Annotated in this window: 16 protein-coding genes; 11 read left to right on the top strand and 5 right to left on the bottom strand. The window is 69.6% G+C overall.

Features of this window, described 5'->3' with window-relative positions:
• The first annotated feature begins 82 nt into the window (after window positions 1–82).
• The 8 genes from GP2_RS01215 (at window position 83) to GP2_RS01185 (ending at window position 7,103) form a co-directional block, all read left to right on the top strand.
• The gene (locus GP2_RS01215) at window positions 83–907 is read left to right on the top strand and encodes an LOG family protein (RefSeq protein WP_006898622.1); all 825 of its coding nucleotides are present in this window, start codon (window positions 83–85) and stop codon (window positions 905–907) included.
• The gene (locus tag GP2_RS01210; protein ID WP_006898621.1) at window positions 904–1,440 is read left to right on the top strand and encodes an LOG family protein; all 537 of its coding nucleotides are present in this window, start codon (window positions 904–906) and stop codon (window positions 1,438–1,440) included. Before GP2_RS01215 ends, GP2_RS01210 begins: the two co-directional genes overlap by 4 nt.
• An 80-nt stretch (window positions 1,441–1,520) precedes the next feature.
• Entirely contained in the window at window positions 1,521–3,392 is a 1,872-nt protein-coding gene (locus tag GP2_RS01205) for a long-chain-acyl-CoA synthetase (RefSeq protein WP_006898620.1), read from the top strand.
• The gene (gene folP, locus GP2_RS01200; RefSeq protein WP_006898619.1) at window positions 3,389–4,270 is read left to right on the top strand and encodes a dihydropteroate synthase; all 882 of its coding nucleotides are present in this window, start codon (window positions 3,389–3,391) and stop codon (window positions 4,268–4,270) included. The genes GP2_RS01205 and folP overlap by 4 nt, the downstream gene beginning before the upstream one ends.
• The gene (locus GP2_RS01195) at window positions 4,267–5,289 is read left to right on the top strand and encodes a glucosyl-3-phosphoglycerate synthase (protein ID WP_006898618.1); all 1,023 of its coding nucleotides are present in this window, start codon (window positions 4,267–4,269) and stop codon (window positions 5,287–5,289) included. Before folP ends, GP2_RS01195 begins: the two co-directional genes overlap by 4 nt.
• A gap of 142 nt (window positions 5,290–5,431) precedes the next feature.
• Window positions 5,432–5,887 carry a DivIVA domain-containing protein gene (locus GP2_RS01190; protein WP_006898617.1) on the top strand — a complete coding sequence of 152 codons (456 nt, stop codon included), beginning with the start codon at window positions 5,432–5,434 and terminating at the stop codon, window positions 5,885–5,887.
• Between the two features lie 101 nt (window positions 5,888–5,988).
• Window positions 5,989–6,156, top strand: coding sequence for a DUF3117 domain-containing protein (locus GP2_RS21070; RefSeq protein WP_006898616.1), 168 nt, complete (start codon window positions 5,989–5,991; stop codon window positions 6,154–6,156).
• A 122-nt stretch (window positions 6,157–6,278) separates the two neighbouring features.
• Window positions 6,279–7,103: a putative RNA methyltransferase gene (locus GP2_RS01185; protein ID WP_006898615.1), complete on the top strand. Its 825-nt coding sequence runs from the start codon at window positions 6,279–6,281 to the stop codon at window positions 7,101–7,103.
• Here the strand turns inward: GP2_RS01185 and glgA are convergent.
• Window positions 7,085–8,251: a glycogen synthase gene (glgA, locus tag GP2_RS01180; RefSeq protein WP_217997240.1), complete on the bottom strand. Its 1,167-nt coding sequence runs from the start codon at window positions 8,249–8,251 to the stop codon at window positions 7,085–7,087. The two genes, GP2_RS01185 and glgA, sit on opposite strands and share 19 nt — an antisense overlap.
• Before the next feature lie 156 nt (window positions 8,252–8,407).
• On the opposite strand from glgA, the gene glgC reads away from it, so the two are divergent.
• Entirely contained in the window at window positions 8,408–9,622 is a 1,215-nt protein-coding gene (gene glgC, locus GP2_RS01175) for a glucose-1-phosphate adenylyltransferase (RefSeq protein WP_006898613.1), read from the top strand.
• A 51-nt stretch (window positions 9,623–9,673) separates the two neighbouring features.
• On the opposite strand, the gene GP2_RS01170 is transcribed toward glgC, so the two are convergent.
• The 3 genes from GP2_RS01170 to cofD are packed head-to-tail and all read right to left on the bottom strand — an operon-like array spanning window position 9,674 to window position 12,614.
• Entirely contained in the window at window positions 9,674–10,246 is a 573-nt protein-coding gene (locus tag GP2_RS01170) for an NUDIX hydrolase (RefSeq protein WP_006898612.1), read from the bottom strand.
• Window positions 10,243–11,592, bottom strand: coding sequence for a coenzyme F420-0:L-glutamate ligase (locus GP2_RS01165; protein ID WP_006898611.1), 1,350 nt, complete (start codon window positions 11,590–11,592; stop codon window positions 10,243–10,245). Before GP2_RS01165 ends, GP2_RS01170 begins: the two co-directional genes overlap by 4 nt.
• Window positions 11,589–12,614 (bottom strand): 2-phospho-L-lactate transferase, encoded by a 1,026-nt coding sequence (gene cofD / locus GP2_RS01160; RefSeq protein WP_006898610.1) that lies wholly within the window; start codon window positions 12,612–12,614, stop codon window positions 11,589–11,591. The genes GP2_RS01165 and cofD overlap by 4 nt, the downstream gene beginning before the upstream one ends.
• Window positions 12,615–13,099: 485 nt before the next feature.
• Between cofD and GP2_RS22440 the strand changes: the two genes are divergently transcribed.
• Window positions 13,100–13,597 carry a WhiB family transcriptional regulator gene (locus GP2_RS22440; protein WP_006898609.1) on the top strand — a complete coding sequence of 166 codons (498 nt, stop codon included), beginning with the start codon at window positions 13,100–13,102 and terminating at the stop codon, window positions 13,595–13,597.
• 154 nt (window positions 13,598–13,751) lie between these two features.
• On the opposite strand, the gene GP2_RS01150 is transcribed toward GP2_RS22440, so the two are convergent.
• On the bottom strand, window positions 13,752–14,288 hold the full coding sequence (locus GP2_RS01150; RefSeq protein ID WP_006898608.1) for a metallopeptidase family protein: 537 nt from the start codon (window positions 14,286–14,288) through the stop codon (window positions 13,752–13,754).
• A gap of 105 nt (window positions 14,289–14,393) precedes the next feature.
• Here GP2_RS01150 and GP2_RS01145 point away from each other — a divergent pair, with 105 nt between their 5' ends.
• Entirely contained in the window at window positions 14,394–14,924 is a 531-nt protein-coding gene (locus tag GP2_RS01145; RefSeq protein WP_085950484.1) for a DUF3499 domain-containing protein, read from the top strand.
• The last annotated feature ends 10 nt before the right edge of the window (window positions 14,925–14,934 follow it).

Here is a 14,934-nt window from a genome sequence, read left to right as displayed (position 1 = left end):
CGGTCGGCGCCCCGGGCGCGAGACCGTGACGCGGGCTCGTCGTTGACCGGGCTCTTCGTCACGCGCTGCTAGCGTCGATCGCATGTCGAATCCGGAACCTCCCACGAACGATCCCGAGGCCGACGACGCCTTGTACATCGGGCCGATCCGCGTCCGTCCGCAGCAACGTCTGGGCAAGACCACCGACCGTCGCCTCCTCGAGTGGGTGGACCCGCGCGACGCCGAGCGTCGTGCCGAGCGCACGATGCGCGACTCGTGGCGGGTCCTGCGCATCCAGTCGGAGTTCGTCGCCGGCTTCGACGCGATGAGCGAGGTGGCCGAGGCGGTCACGGTCTTCGGATCGGCCCGGATGAAGCCGGACTCCCCGGAGTACGCGCTCGGCGTGGAGGTCGGTCGCGCGCTCGGCGAGGCGGGCTACGCCGTCATCACCGGCGGCGGTCCCGGCGCGATGCAGGCGGCCAACCAGGGCGCGCACCAGGCGGGCGCCCAGTCGATCGGCCTCAACATCGAGCTGCCCTTCGAGCAGACGCTGAACCCGTGGGTCGACCTCGGCATGAACTTCCGCTACTTCTTCGTCCGCAAGACGATGTTCGTCAAGTACGCGGTCGGCTTCGTCTGCCTGCCCGGCGGCCTGGGAACGCTCGACGAGCTGTTCGAGGCGCTGACCCTGGTCCAGACCAAGAAGGTCGTGCGCTTCCCGATCGTGCTTGTGGGCACCGAGTTCTGGGCAGGCCTGCTCGACTGGATGCGCGACGTGCTGGTCGCCCGCGGCATGATCGCCGCCGAGGATCTCGATCTGCTGACCGTCGTCGACGAGCCGGAGGACGTGGTCGCCGCGATCCACGCGACCGCGGTGGCGCGGCCCTCGGACCGGCCGTCGGCCGCAGATGGCACGATGACGCGGTGAGTGCCGTCTGCGTCTACTGTTCGTCGGGCACCGTCGAACAGCGTTTCATCGATCTCGCCGCGGAGGTGGGTACCGCTCTGGCGGAGGCCGGCCACACGATCGTCTCCGGCGGCGGCAACATCTCCATGATGGGTGCGCTGGTCACCGCGGCGCGAGCGGCCGGCGGCCACACCGTCGGGATCATCCCGCGGTCCCTCATGGACCGCGAGGTCGCCGACCTCGGGTCCGACGAACTCGTCGTCACCGAGACCATGCGCGAGCGCAAGCGGCTCATGGACGAGCGCGCCGACGGTTTCATCACGCTCCCGGGGGGTATCGGAACCCTCGAGGAGCTGTTCGAGACCTGGACCGGCGGCTACCTCGGGATGCACGACAAGCCCGTGGTGCTGCTCGATCCTTTCGATTTCTACGCGCCGCTGCTGACCTGGCTGCGAGAGTTGTCGACAACCGGTTTCGTCTCCCAGCGCTCGTTGGATCGGCTGCTCGTCACGTCGTCGGTCGACGAGGCGCTGGAGTTGGCGACTCGGGGGTAGAAGTTTTCTTACCGGCCGGTAAGGTATCGCGCGTGAGTGCGCGGGGCACTCAATGACGCCCAGCGGAGAGCGGAGGCCACATGTCCCCAGACATCCAGCGCAAGGACGTCCAGACGGACACGTCTGCAGACTCGAGCGCGAGCTCGTCGACCCCGGAGGACGCCGGGAACACGAAGACCACCAAGGACGCGGTGAAGACCGTAGGGGTGCGCGACCTGCTGCGCGGCGTGGTGAAGATGGCGCCGCAGGCGGCCGGGATGCTCAAGCACGCGCCGGGACTGATCCGGCGTCCCCCGGAGGCGAAGAAGACCATCGGCTCGGTCTTCCAGAAGCTCGCCCACGCCCATCCGGACCGGCCGTTCGTCCGGTTCGAGGGTCGCACCACCACCTACGGCGAGGCCAACCGACGGGTGAACCGTTACGCCGCAGTCCTTTCCGAGGCGGGGGTGGGCAAGGGTGACGTCGTCGCGATCCTGAGCAAGAACAACGCGACCGATCTCCTGCTGATGCTCGCGACGGTCAAACTCGGCGCGGTCGCGGGGATGCTGAACTACAACCAGCGCGGCGAGGTGCTCGAACACTCGATGAAGCTGCTCGACGCCACCGTGCTCGTCTACGACCCGGAGTGCGGCGAGGCGCTCGAGTCGGTGTCGGAATCGATTCTGCCCGAACACGTCTACGACTTCGCCGCGTTCGACGAGGCCGCCGAGGGCAAGCCGGACACCGACCCGGAGATCACCGCGCAGCTGCCGGCGTCGACCAAGGCCTTCTACATCTTCACGTCCGGCACGACCGGCAAGCCCAAGGCCAGCGTGATGAGCCACAACCGGTGGCTCGCCAGCTACTCGGGCATCGGCGGGCTGGCGGTGCGGCTGCGTCCCAGCGACACCATGTACGTGCCGCTGCCGCTGTACCACAACAACGCGCTGTCGGTCTCGCTCGCGTCGGTGCTGGCCTCCGGCGCCTGCATCGCGATCGGCAGGTCGTTCTCGGCGTCGAAGTTCTGGGACGACGTGATCCTCAACCGCGCCACCGCGTTCTGCTACATCGGCGAGCTGGGCCGCTACCTGCTGGCCCAGCCGCCCAAGCCCACCGATCGCCGGCACTCGGTCCACACCGTGGTCGGCAACGGCATGCGGCCGGAGATCTGGGACGAGTTCCGCGAGCGCTTCGGCATCGACCGCGTGGTCGAGTTCTACGGCGCCAGCGAGCTCAACCTCGCCTTCGTCAACGCGTTCACCGTCGACAAGACGGCCGGTTTCTGTCCGCTGCCGTACAAGATCGTCGAGTACGACGAGGAGGGCAATCCCAAGCGCGGCGCCGACGGCCGCCTGACGGAGGTCGGCAAGGGCGGCACGGGCCTGCTCCTCGCCGAGATCTCCGACCGGGTGCCCGTCGACGGGTACACCGACGAGGCCGAGACCGAGAAGAAGATCGTCCGCGACGCCTTCAAGAAGGGCGACGCCTACTTCAACTCCGGCGACCTCGTGCGCGACCAGGGCTGGATGCACATCTCCTTCGTCGACCGCCTCGGCGACACCTTCCGGTGGAAGGGCGAGAACGTGGCGACCACGGAGGTCGAGGGCGCGGTCGACGCGTTCGACGGCATCGCGCAGTCGGTGGCCTACGGCGTGGAGGTGCCCGGCACCGACGGTCGTGCCGGGATGGTCGCGGTGAAGCTGCGCGAGGGCACCGACCTCGACACGAAGGCGCTGGCCCAGCACCTCTACAAGGCGCTGCCGAGCTACGCGGTGCCGCTCTTCGTCCGCGTCGTCGACGACTTCGAGCAGACCTCCACTTTCAAGAACCGTAAGGTCGAACTCCGCAAGGAAGGTTATGCGGACGCGGACCCGGAGACGGTCTACGTCCTCGCCGGACGGGAGAAGGGCTACGTGGAGTACTACGACGACTACCCCGCGGACGTGGCGGCCGCCAAGGTCCCCAAGGGATGACGGTCTCGCCGACCCTCTGCGGCCGGCCGGTCGCCACCGATCGGGCCCTGATCATGGCGATCGTGAACCGGACACCCGACTCGTTCTACGACCGCGGCGCCAGCTTCGACGACGAGGCGGCGCAGCGGCGCGTGCACCAGGTCGTCGCCGAGGGCACCGACATCATCGACGTGGGCGGGGTCAAGGCGGGGCCGGGTGAGGAGGTCGACGCGCAGACTGAGGTACAGCGCGTCGTGCCGATGATCGCCTGGATCCGCGAGCAGTACCCGGACGTGCTGATCAGCATCGACACCTGGCGCAGCGAGGTCGCCGACCGCGCCTGCGCGGCGGGTGCCGACATCGTCAACGACACCTGGGCCGGATACGACCCCGACATCGTCGAGGTGGCCGCGGCACGGGGTGCGGGGATCGTCTGCTCGCATACCGGAGGCGCGCGCGTGCGCACCCGTCCGCATCGGGTCGGCTACGGCGACGCCGTGGACGATGTGGTCGACGACGTGGTGGCAGAGGTGACCGCGGCGGCCGAGCGCGCCCTCGCGGCGGGCGTGCGTCGGGATTCGATCGTTATCGATCCGACGCACGATTTCGGCAAGAATACGCACCACGGGCTGGCTCTGTTACGCCGTGTGAAAGATCTTGTTAACACCGGCTGGCCGGTGCTCATGGCGCTGAGCAACAAGGACTTCGTGGGGGAGACTCTGGGTACAGACCTAGAGCACCGGTTGGAGGGAACTCTCGCCGCGACGAGTCTGGCCGCCGAACACGGTGCCCGGATCTTTCGCGTTCACGAGGTCGCCGCCACCCGGCGCGTGGTCGACATGGTCGCTGCCATCGCGGGAAGTAGACCACCCGCCCGAACAGTCAGGGGACTCGCATGACCAAGCAGCAGAAGCGACGTACACCCACCGTCATCAGTCGGGACAAGGCCGCCGTGTGGCCGACGCCCGCGGAGGCATCCGGCTCCAAGCAGCTCTGGTCGGCAACCCACACCTGGGAGAAGCCCGACTGGACGATCGACGAGCTCGTCGCCGCGAAGGACGGACGCACCGTTTCAGTGGTGCTCCCCGCGCTCAACGAGGAGGAGACGGTCGCCGACGTCATCGCCTCGATCATGCCGCTGTACGGCACGCTGGTCGACGAACTGATCGTCCTCGACTCCGGGTCCACCGACGCCACCGCCGAGCGCGCCCGCGCCGCCGGGGCGCGGGTGATCAGCCGTGAGGAGGCCGTGCCCGAGCTCGAGCCCGTCAAGGGCAAGGGCGAGGTGCTGTGGCGGTCGATCGCCGCGACCACCGGCGACATCATCGCCTTCGTCGACTCCGACCTCATCGACCCGGATCCGATGTTCGTGCCCAAGATGCTGGGTCCGCTGCTCATCAACCCGGAGATCCACCTGGTCAAGGGTTACTACCGCCGTCCGCTGCTGACCGGCGGCGCCCAGGACGCCAACGGGGGCGGCCGCGTCACCGAGCTGGTCGCCCGGCCGCTGCTGGCGTCGCAGAAGCCCGAGCTCACCGCGGTGCTGCAGCCGCTCGGCGGTGAGTACGCCGGCACCCGGGAGATGTTGTCGGCGGTTCCGTTCGCGCCCGGCTACGGCGTCGAGATCGGTCTGCTCATCGACACCTACGACCGCTACGGCCTGAACGGCATCGGCCAGGTCAACCTGGGCGTGCGCACGCACCGCAACCGGCCGCTGGTGGAACTCGGCGTGATGAGCCGCCAGATCGTCGGCACCTTGATGCGCCGGTGCGGCATCGAGGACTCCGGCGTCGGGCTCACCCAGTTCACCGCCGAACCCGACGGCACGTTCACGCCGCACACCACCGAGGTCTATCTCGAGGACCGGCCGCCGATGAACACGCTGCGGGCGATGGGTGCCAAGGAGATGGCCTCCTAGCCGCCCCGAGCGACCCCCGAGCTCCCGGCGACACCGCGACACGCAGACCGCGCGTCGTCCGGGTGTCGCCGGAGTCGTGTCCGGCCCGTCTGCCGATCCCGGCGGCTCCGTCCGGCGCGTCGGGTCTGTCAGGATGGAACGCATGCAGACGCTGCTGCTGTACCTGCTCATCATGGCGCTCGTCGCCGCGGTGATCTATGCCCTCGTGTGGTTCGTCTTCGGCCGCGGGGAGGAGCTGCCCCCCATCGAGCCGGACACCACCCTCACGAGGCTGCCCTCTTCGGGGATCAGCGGGGACGACGTCCGCGCGCTGCGATTCCAGCAGACCCTGCGGGGCTACAAGCAGTCCGAGGTCGACTGGGCACTGGCCCGACTCGCGCGCGAGGTCGACGATCTGCGCACCGTGATCGCAGATCTGCGAGAACGCGAACAGGTGTCCCGGTCGGCCGTCGGCGGCGCCGGCGACCCCGGCCCGGCCCTCGACGGGCCGTCGGCTCCCATCGCCGTCGAAACCGCCCGCGAGCAGCGGGTTCACGACGCCGCCCAGGTGGATTCGGCGGCGTGGGAAGAGGGTCCGGACACCTCCGGCGAGAGGTGATGCGGGACTGTCGGTCCGACGCTCGTGTCGCGCACTCACATTCCATTGAGACGCGGACACGTATCATGTTCAGAGCAGGACATTGTGAAGGGAGCTTGAGAATGGCGGCAATGAAGCCACGTACTGGGGACGGCCCCCTCGAAGCGGCCAAGGAAGGGCGTGGAATCGTTGTCCGGATTCCGATCGAGGGTGGTGGGCGTCTGGTCGTCGAACTGACCGCCGACGAGGCCGCCGCGCTGGGCGAGGAACTCCGCGGGGTCACTAGCTGACCGGAGAGCTCTCCGACGTCGTCGAGCTGCTTCGATGTCCGGTCTGCGCCGGATCATTCGGAACGCCGGAATCCGGGGCTGGGCCGGCGCGTGGTGATTCCGTCACCCGCCCGGCCCGTCTGGTGTCGCTTCGTTGTGACAACGGACACACCTTCGACGTTGCCCGTCAGGGTTACGTGTCGCTGCTCGACGGGCGTTCGGCATCACTGCGCGCAGACACCGCGGCGATGGTCGCGGCTCGTGCGCGCGTCCACGACACCGGTTTCTTCACCTGTGTCGTCGACGCCGTGGCCGACCGCACGCGCCGATTCGGTACGGACGTACCGCGGCCCGTCGTGCTCGACGCGGGAGCCGGTGGCGGTCACTACCTGCGCGCGGCGGTCGGCGCGCTGGGAGATGACGCCCGCGGCATCGGTATCGACCTGTCCAAGTACTGTGCCCGGGCGATCGCGCGCGGCACACCGCCGCACGCCGCGATCGTCGCCGACATCTGGCGGGGCCTGCCCATGGCGGACGAGGGCGTCACGGTGGCGCTCTCGGTCTTCGCCCCCCGAAACGGCGCCGAGTTCGCCCGCGTGCTGCGTCCGGACGGGGCGCTGATCGTCGTGTCGCCCGATGCCGACCACCTCGCCGAGGTCGTCGGTCCGATGAAGATGCTGCGGGTCGACTCCGCCAAGTCCGAACGTCTGCATGCCGCGCTCGACGAGCATTTCGAGGTGATCGAGTCGGCGCCGGTGCGCGCCGCGGTCGACGTCGACGCCGCGACCGTCGGCGACCTGGTGGCGATGGGGCCCTCGGCCTTTCACTCACAGGAGACCGACATCCGCTCGCGCGCAGCAGATCTCGTCGGAACCGGGACCATCCCGGTCACGATTTCGGTGCTCGTGACGACCTGCCGCCCGAAGGTGCTCGGACGGCGGGCGGTCGCTCAGCGCAGCGCCGACTGATACACCGCCAGCGTCTGTTCGGCGATCGACGACCAGGAGAACTCGGCCTCGGCCCGGTCGCGTCCGGCCCGGCCCATGACGGCGGCCGCGGCGGGATCGCCGACGACCGCGTTGACGGCCTCGGCCAGGTCGTGTTCGAAGGCCTTCGGGTCGACCGGATCGTAGGGGACGAGGCGCCCGGTGACGTGATCGCGGACGACTTCGGGTATGCCGCCCACCTCGGAGGCCACCACCGCGGTTCCGCAGGCCATGGCCTCGAGGTTGACGATGCCGAGCGGTTCGTACACCGATGGGCAGACGAACACCGTTGCGGCGCTCAAGATCTCACGAATGCGCGGTAGGGGGAGCATCTCGCGGACCCAGTAGACGCCGGGACGGGACGCCGACAGCTCGGCGACCGCGGTCTCGATCTCCGCGCCGATCTCCGGGGTATCGGGCGCGCCGGCGCAGAGGACCAGCTGGATCTCCTGATCGAAGTCATGGGCGGCCGCGACGAGATGGGCGACGCCCTTCTGCCGGGTGATGCGGCCGACGAACGCCACGATCGGACGGGTGGGGTCGACGCCGAGCGCGGTCAGTGTCGAGTCCGGCCCGAACGGGTCGTCGACCGGATGCCACCGGGTGGTGTCGATGCCGTTTCGGACCACGTGGACCCGCCCCGGGTCCAGTCGGGGGTAGGTGGAGCAAACGTCGTTGCGCATGCCGGAGCTGACGGCGATGACCGCGTCGGCGTACTCGACGGCGTTTCGTTCGACCCAGCTCGACACCCGGTATCCGCCGCCGAGCTGTTCGGCCTTCCACGGCCGCGACGGTTCCAGCGAGTGAGCGGTGAGGATGTGCGGGATGCCGTAGAGCTGCCCGGCGAGGTGGCCGGCGAGGCCGGTGTACCAGGTGTGCGAGTGAACGACGTCCGCGCCCTCGGCGCCGACGACCATGCGCAGGTCCGCGGAGAGCGTCGTGATCGCCGCATTCGCCCCGGCCAGCCCGGGGTCGGGGGAGTAGACCCGGGCGGTGTCGCGCTCGGCTCCCATGCAGTGGACGTCGACCGTCGCGAGATCGCGTAGGTGCCGGACCAATTCGGTGACGTGTACGCCGGCACCGCCGTACACCTCGGGTGGATACTCCCGGGTCATCATCGCCACCCTCATGGTGATGACGCTAGTGGTTGCCCGGGGTCTTCGCCATCGCAGCGGTGCCCGGGCTCCGGGCCCGGTCCCGCGGTGCACCCGGACGGTTACCGCGGGGGCCGGTTCCAACTCGCCCGTCGTCTGGCCCGTGCCCCCGATCGCGGTTAAGTTGGGGGAGTGAGATCACAGCCGCACGTCCTCGGCATCGTCCTCGCCGGTGGAGAAGGCAAGCGCCTCTACCCGCTCACGGTGGACCGCGCCAAGCCTGCGGTGCCGTTCGGCGGTGCCTACCGGCTGATCGACTTCGTGCTTTCCAACCTGGTCAACGCCGGATACGAACGCATTTGCGTGCTCACGCAATACAAATCGCACTCACTGGACCGGCACATCTCGCAGACGTGGTGGACGTCGGGATTCCACGGGGAGTACATCACCCCGGTGCCCGCGCAGCAGCGCCTCGGCCCTCGTTGGTACACCGGCAGCGCCGACGCCATCTTCCAGTCGATGAACCTCATCTCCGACGAGGAGCCCGAGTACATCGTGGTCTTCGGAGCCGACCACGTGTACCGGATGGACCCGTCGCAGATGGTCGCGGCGCACATCGAGTCCGGTGCCGAGGTGACGGTCGCCGGCATCCGCGTGCCCCGTGCGGAGGCCACCGCTTTCGGGTGCATCGACGCCGACGACTCGGGCCGGATCACACGGTTCCTGGAGAAGCCCGCCGATCCGCCCGGAACCCCCGACGATCCGGACGTCACCTTCGCCTCGATGGGCAACTACGTGTTCAGCACCGAGGCCCTGGTCGAGGCGCTGCGCGCCGACGCCGCCGACTCGGACTCCGACCACGACATGGGCGGCGACATCATCCCGGCGTTCGTCGCCCGCGGGCAGGCCCACGTCTACGACTTCAAGGACAACGAGGTCCCCGGCGCCACCGAACGCGACAAGGGATACTGGCGCGACGTCGGAACCCTCGACGCCTTCTACGAGGCCCACATGGACCTGGTGTCCGTGCACCCGATCTTCAACCTCTACAACACCAAGTGGCCGATCCGGGGTGAGACCCACAACCTGCCGCCCGCGAAGTTCGTGCAGGGCGGTGTGGCAGAGGACTCCGTGGTGGGTGCCGGCTGCATCATCTCCGCGGGTACGGTCCGCAACTCGGTGCTGTCGTCGAACGTCATCGTCGAGGACGGTGCCGTCGTCGACGGCGCCGTGCTGATGCCCGGCGTGCGCATCGGCAAGGGTGCCGTCGTGCGCCGCGCGATCCTCGACAAGAACGTCGTGATCGGGGACGGCGAGCAGATCGGCGTCGACCTCGACGCCGACCGGGAACGCTTCTCCGTCAGCGCCGGCGGCGTGGTGACGGTGGGCAAGGGCGTTCGGGTCTAGGACCCGCGCGCACCTCCCGGGCCCCGAGCGGCAGGCGCGTGCGCTCCGCGGTCAGTCCAGCGCGGCCCGGATGAGCTCGCCGATGTCGGCGTCGGCGTTGTCGGGCAGCGCGTCGATCGGCCACCACTGCAGGTCCACCGACTCCTCGCTGCGGGCGAACCGCGGCAGCGATCCGTCCGCGGTGGGTGCGGCGACGATCCGGTAGCGCACGTCGAGGTGCCGCGTCGGGACCCCCAGCGAGCACGTGATCGGGTGCGTGTGCAGGTGGACCAGTCCGGCGTCGGGTGCGTCGCGGTCGAGGTCGAGGCCGGCGATCCCGGACTCCTCCCGGGCCTCGCGCAGCGCCGCGTCGGCGAGGGTGTCGTCGGACGGCTCGCAGTGTCCGCCGAGCTGGATCCACTTCCCGACGCGGGGATGGAGGGTCAGCAGCACGTGGCGGCGGTCGGCGTCGAAGACGATCGCCGATCCGGTGAGATGCCCGGCGGCACAAGCCCTCAGGCACGCCTCGGAGGTCGCGGCGAGGAACGCCAGGTATGCGTGCCGCAGGCTGTCCTGCGCCGAGGTGGGCGCAGTCCACGACGTCAGGGCCGCCACTGCGGACGCGTGCAGCGATTCGGCGCTCACAGCTCGATCACCCATTCTTCGGTCGGGGCGGCCGGGCGCAGCGGTGCGGGTTCGCGCGGGTGTCCGATGGCCACGGCGCCCAGCGGCTCCCACGCGTCGTCGAGTCCGAGCACGCGGCGGACGGTGGGCGCGGCGAAGATCGTGGACCCGATCCAGCAGCTCCCGATCTCCCGGACCGACAGCGCGATCAGCAGGCTCGCCACCGCGCCGCCCGCGGCGACCGTGAACATGGTGTGCTCGGCGGCGTTGCGGCGATCGTCGGGGTAGGTGTGCGCACCCTCGGGGACGAGAAACGGGATCACGAGTTCCGGTGCGTCGTAGAGGATCTGCCCGCGCCGCAGGCGCTTGGCGATCGACTCCTCCGACTTGCCGTCGGCGGTCAGGTCGGCGCGCCAGTCGGCGTTCATCGCGTCCAGCAGCTCTCGTCGCCGATCCGCCGAGCGGACCCAGACGAACCGGACCGGGTGCGTGTGGTGCGGCGCCGGGGCGGTGAGCGCCTCGCCGAGCGCCTCCCGAAGCAGGCCGGGGTCGACCGGGCGATCGTCGAAGGAACGCACCGAGCGGCGCGTGCGGACGGCCTCCCGGCGCCCTTGCGCAATCGCCTCCTCGGTGCCCAGTCGGAACAGGTCCTCCTCGGCGGGCCGGATGAGGTCGGCTGCGGTCGTGCCGTCGTCGACCGGCGCGAATCCGCGGACCACGGCGACCGGCACCCCGTCGAGCTTGCCCTTGACCAGATCGGCGGCGGCCGCGAGTTCGTCGGCGACCGCGATGTCGGTGACGACCAGCGGATTGCCGTAGTCATCGACACCGCCGTCGTACGGATGGCTGACGGCGATGCCGGCCGAACCGATGGCGACGTCGACCTGCCCGGTGCGCCAGGCACGGCCCATGGTGTCGGTGATGATGACGGCCACGTCGAGGCCGGCGCGCTCGGCGATCTCGCGCCGCAGGCGCGCCGCGCTGGCATCCGGGTTCTCCGGGAGCAGCGCCAGCTCGTCGGTGCGGACGTTGGAGCCGTCGATGCCCGCGGCCGCCTGCACCAGGCCGAGGCGGTTCTCGGTGATGAGGGTGCGGTTCTTGCGTGCCAGCACCCGGACCGACTCGGCTTCGACGAGTCGTCGCCGCAACGCGTCCCGCTCGTCGGGATCGGTCGGCGCGGTCACCATCCGGCCCTCGGCCTTGGAGATGATCTTGCTGGTCACCACCAGGATGTCGCCGTCGGCCAACCACGGTGCGGCGGCGAGGATCTCACCGGCCACATCCGACGACGGACCGAACTCGCCGAGTCCGGTGACCGGTCGGATCTCCAGACCGCCCGGCGCCCGGTGGTCGGTGCGCTCGCTCACGCCGTGCCCACGTTCCGGCCGGGCAGGGCGACGTCCACGAGCGCACATGCCGCGCGGATCATCTGCGCGGTGGCGGCCGGGTCGGTCATCAGCAGCGGGGCCGACCCGATGGCGATGCCGTCGACACTCGCCCGGTCGCCGTCGGCGATGAGCCAGCCGTCGAGGATCCCGTTGCCGCTGCGGGCGCCGTAATGGGCCGCGATCGCCTCGGCCGAGGTCTCGACCCCGATGACCGACAGGCACTCGTCGGCCATGCCGCGCAGCGGGCGGTTGTCGATCACCGGCGAGATGCCGACGATCTTGGCCTTCGTCGACCGCAGCGCGCTGCGCATCCCGGGGACGCTCACGATCGCGCCGATGCTCACCACCGGATTCGACGGCGCGAGCAGCACCACGTCGGCCTCGGCGATCGCGTCGAGCACGCCGGGGGCCGGGGTGGTGTCGTCGGAGCCGACCTGGGCGAAGCCGAAGGTCGGGACCTGGGCCCGGTGACGCACCCACCATTCCTGGAAGTGGATGGCGACACGTTCGTCCTCCGCGCCATCCGGTTTGGCGATGACGACGTGCGTCTCGTGCCGGTCGTCGGTCACCGGGAGCAGGCGCACGCCCGGGTTCCAACGGCGGCACAGGGCGGCGGTGACGTCGGAGAGCCGGAAGCCCGCATCGAGCATCTGGGTGCGGATCAAGTGCGTGGCGAGGTCACGGTCGCCGAGACCGAACCAGTCCGGGTCGGCTCCGTAGGCGGCAAGCTCCTCCTTGGCGTTCCAGGTCTCGTCGCGGCGGCCCCAGCCGCGTTCGGGGTCGATGCCGCCACCGAGCGTGTACATGCACGTGTCGAGATCGGGGCAGATGCGCACGCCGTGCATCCAGGCGTCGTCGCCGACGTTGACGATCGCGGTGATCTCGTGGTCGCCGGCCGGGGCGTCCGGGAGCGGCGGGAACGGGGTGGCGCCGAAGAGTTCGCGTGCGCCGAGCAGGAATCGCGCGCCTCCCACGCCGCCGACGAGTACGGTCACCTTCACAGCAGGTACTCCTTCACACCGCCACTCTAGTGGTCTTCGGAGCGGGCCCCGCCGTCGGCGCCGGAGGCGGCTCGGGCAAAGGCGACGCGTCGGCGGAGTGTGATCTTCGTCGGGCTTGGTTGATCTCGCCGTGTCGAGTCACATGAAGAGCAGTCGGCGATGGTAAAGGGGAATCTTCGTTTCGACTTGACCCGGAGCGCCCTCGGCGTGTCTAATCACATCAGTGTCATTCCGAGTTTGAGATCGAGAACCTTCGAAGTCGAGAACCGCTGGCCTCCAACGGATTCGATCATATGTTCGAACTCGGCCAAGGGGGGGGGTCGGCAGCGGATGGGGTGCCGTCGCTCGGGCGCTGTGTGCAACGCGAGCAGGCACTTCGCCGACGCGTAGTACAAGTGGTGTGGCAGCAGTGGTGGGTACGGCACACATGTCGTGTTCGCGAAGGACAGTTAACGACCGAAATCCCGAGCTAGGAGGCGCCGACGATGGCTTTGGACAACCCGATCGGCAATCCGCTTGAACCACATGATCGCCCGCAGTACATCTCGGATTCGAGCGTCGTCGCAGGGTCTGCGGACCGCGATGTCGCCGGATTTCACGGCATCGGCCCGGTCGATGATTCGATGATCGGCGGCACCGCCCGCCCCGGTGTCCCCGAAATCGGTGACGCCGCTTCGGATTTCGCCGGTGGCGCCGACGACCGGTCCGGTCGCCGGCATCTGGCCCTGGTGCCCAACGGATTCGACGAGCTCTTCGACGCCGTCGAGGAATCGTGGCAGGACCGGGCGCTGTGTGCGCAGACCGATCCCGAGGCGTTCTTCCCGGAGAAGGGCGGCTCGACCCGTGAGGCCAAGCGCATCTGCCAGGGGTGCGAGGTGAAGGCGGAATGCCTCGAGTACGCACTTCACAACGACGAGCGCTTCGGAATCTGGGGTGGCCTGTCGGAGCGTGAGCGCCGGCGTCTCAAGCGCGGCATCATCTGAGTCCGCCGGCGGGCGCGGGTCGACGACACGAGAGATGTCGCCGATCCGACGTCATCTGAACGGATCAATTCCGATCATTCGAATTTCATACGGGCCGAACGTATTCGGCCGGCAGTTCGGCGGCGGGCCGTCGAACGCGATCATCGACCGCGGATCACTCTGGTCCGCGGTCGATCGTGTCTTCGTCGAGTCCGAGGTGGGTGGCGACCTGCTGGACGAGGACCTCGTGGATCAGCTCGAGCAGATCCGTGCCCTTCTTCGCCCGCGATTCCAGCGGCCGGCGGAAGAGGATGATCTGGGCGCGCGTCGGCACGCCGTGGACATCCATGCCCGCCGGGATCAGCCGCGCCAGCGGCACGGCGCCGTCCGCGGTCACCTCGTCGGGCCACTCGACGGTCTCGGGGTCGCGGGGGAGGAGGCGCGGGATCTCGTCCACGGCGATGTCGAGACCCGCGAGCTGGTCGTGCCAGTTGGCGTCGATCTCGGCAAAGGCCTCGAGCGCGATCGCGTCGAACTCGTCGGACCGGGTGTTGTAGGCGGGCACGTGCTGCGGCAGCAGCGGGGAGCGCAGCCCACGACCACGACGGTCCCGGAAGCGGCCCGGGCGCCGACGACCACGGCGGATGCCCGGCGCGCCATAGGGGCCCGGGGTGCCGTGGGAGCCGCGCGCGGGCTTTGGGTGGATGCGCATGGCGCGAGTGTAGGAGGTCGTGGCGACCCGTGTCGCGCCTGCCCCGCGGCGGTCGATGAGCGTGTCGGCTCAGTGGTTGCCGACAAGGCGGGCTAATCTCGTCTCGTGAAGCTTCCCCGTCTGTGCTGCCGACCCGGCTGCGCCCGATCCGCGGTGGCTACGCTGACCTTCGTCTACGCCGAATCGACCGCGGTCATCGGTCCGTTGGCGACCTCGGTGGAGCCGCATTCCTGGGATCTGTGCGAGGACCACGCGCGTCGGATCACCGTGCCGCGCGGGTGGGAGATGCTGCGCAGCGAACGTGGCTTCTCGGTGCCGGCCGAGGACCACGAGCTGACCGCACTGGCCGAGGCCGTCCGGGAGGCGGGCGCCGTCGCCGGCGGTCCGCGTCCCGGCTTCGACGCCGGCCGCGGGTCCATCGACTCCCTCGACGCACTCGACTCCGGGAGGTCCCCGGTCGACGCGGCCGTGGACGCCGCGCTCGCCGACCGTCGGTCCGGCCGCCACCGCGCCGGACCGGTCGACCAGCAGTCGCCGCTCACCCAGGGCTCGTCCTCGTCGACGCCCCGCCACCAGACCCGTCCGCGTCCGGGACGCCGGGGACACCTGCGTGTCCTGCCGGACCCGGTCGACTGAACGCACGCCG

It is taken from the genome of Gordonia paraffinivorans NBRC 108238 (genome assembly GCF_000344155.1).
Classification (GTDB): domain Bacteria; phylum Actinomycetota; class Actinomycetes; order Mycobacteriales; family Mycobacteriaceae; genus Gordonia; species Gordonia paraffinivorans.
This window is presented reverse-complemented; position numbering and strand designations above follow the sequence as displayed.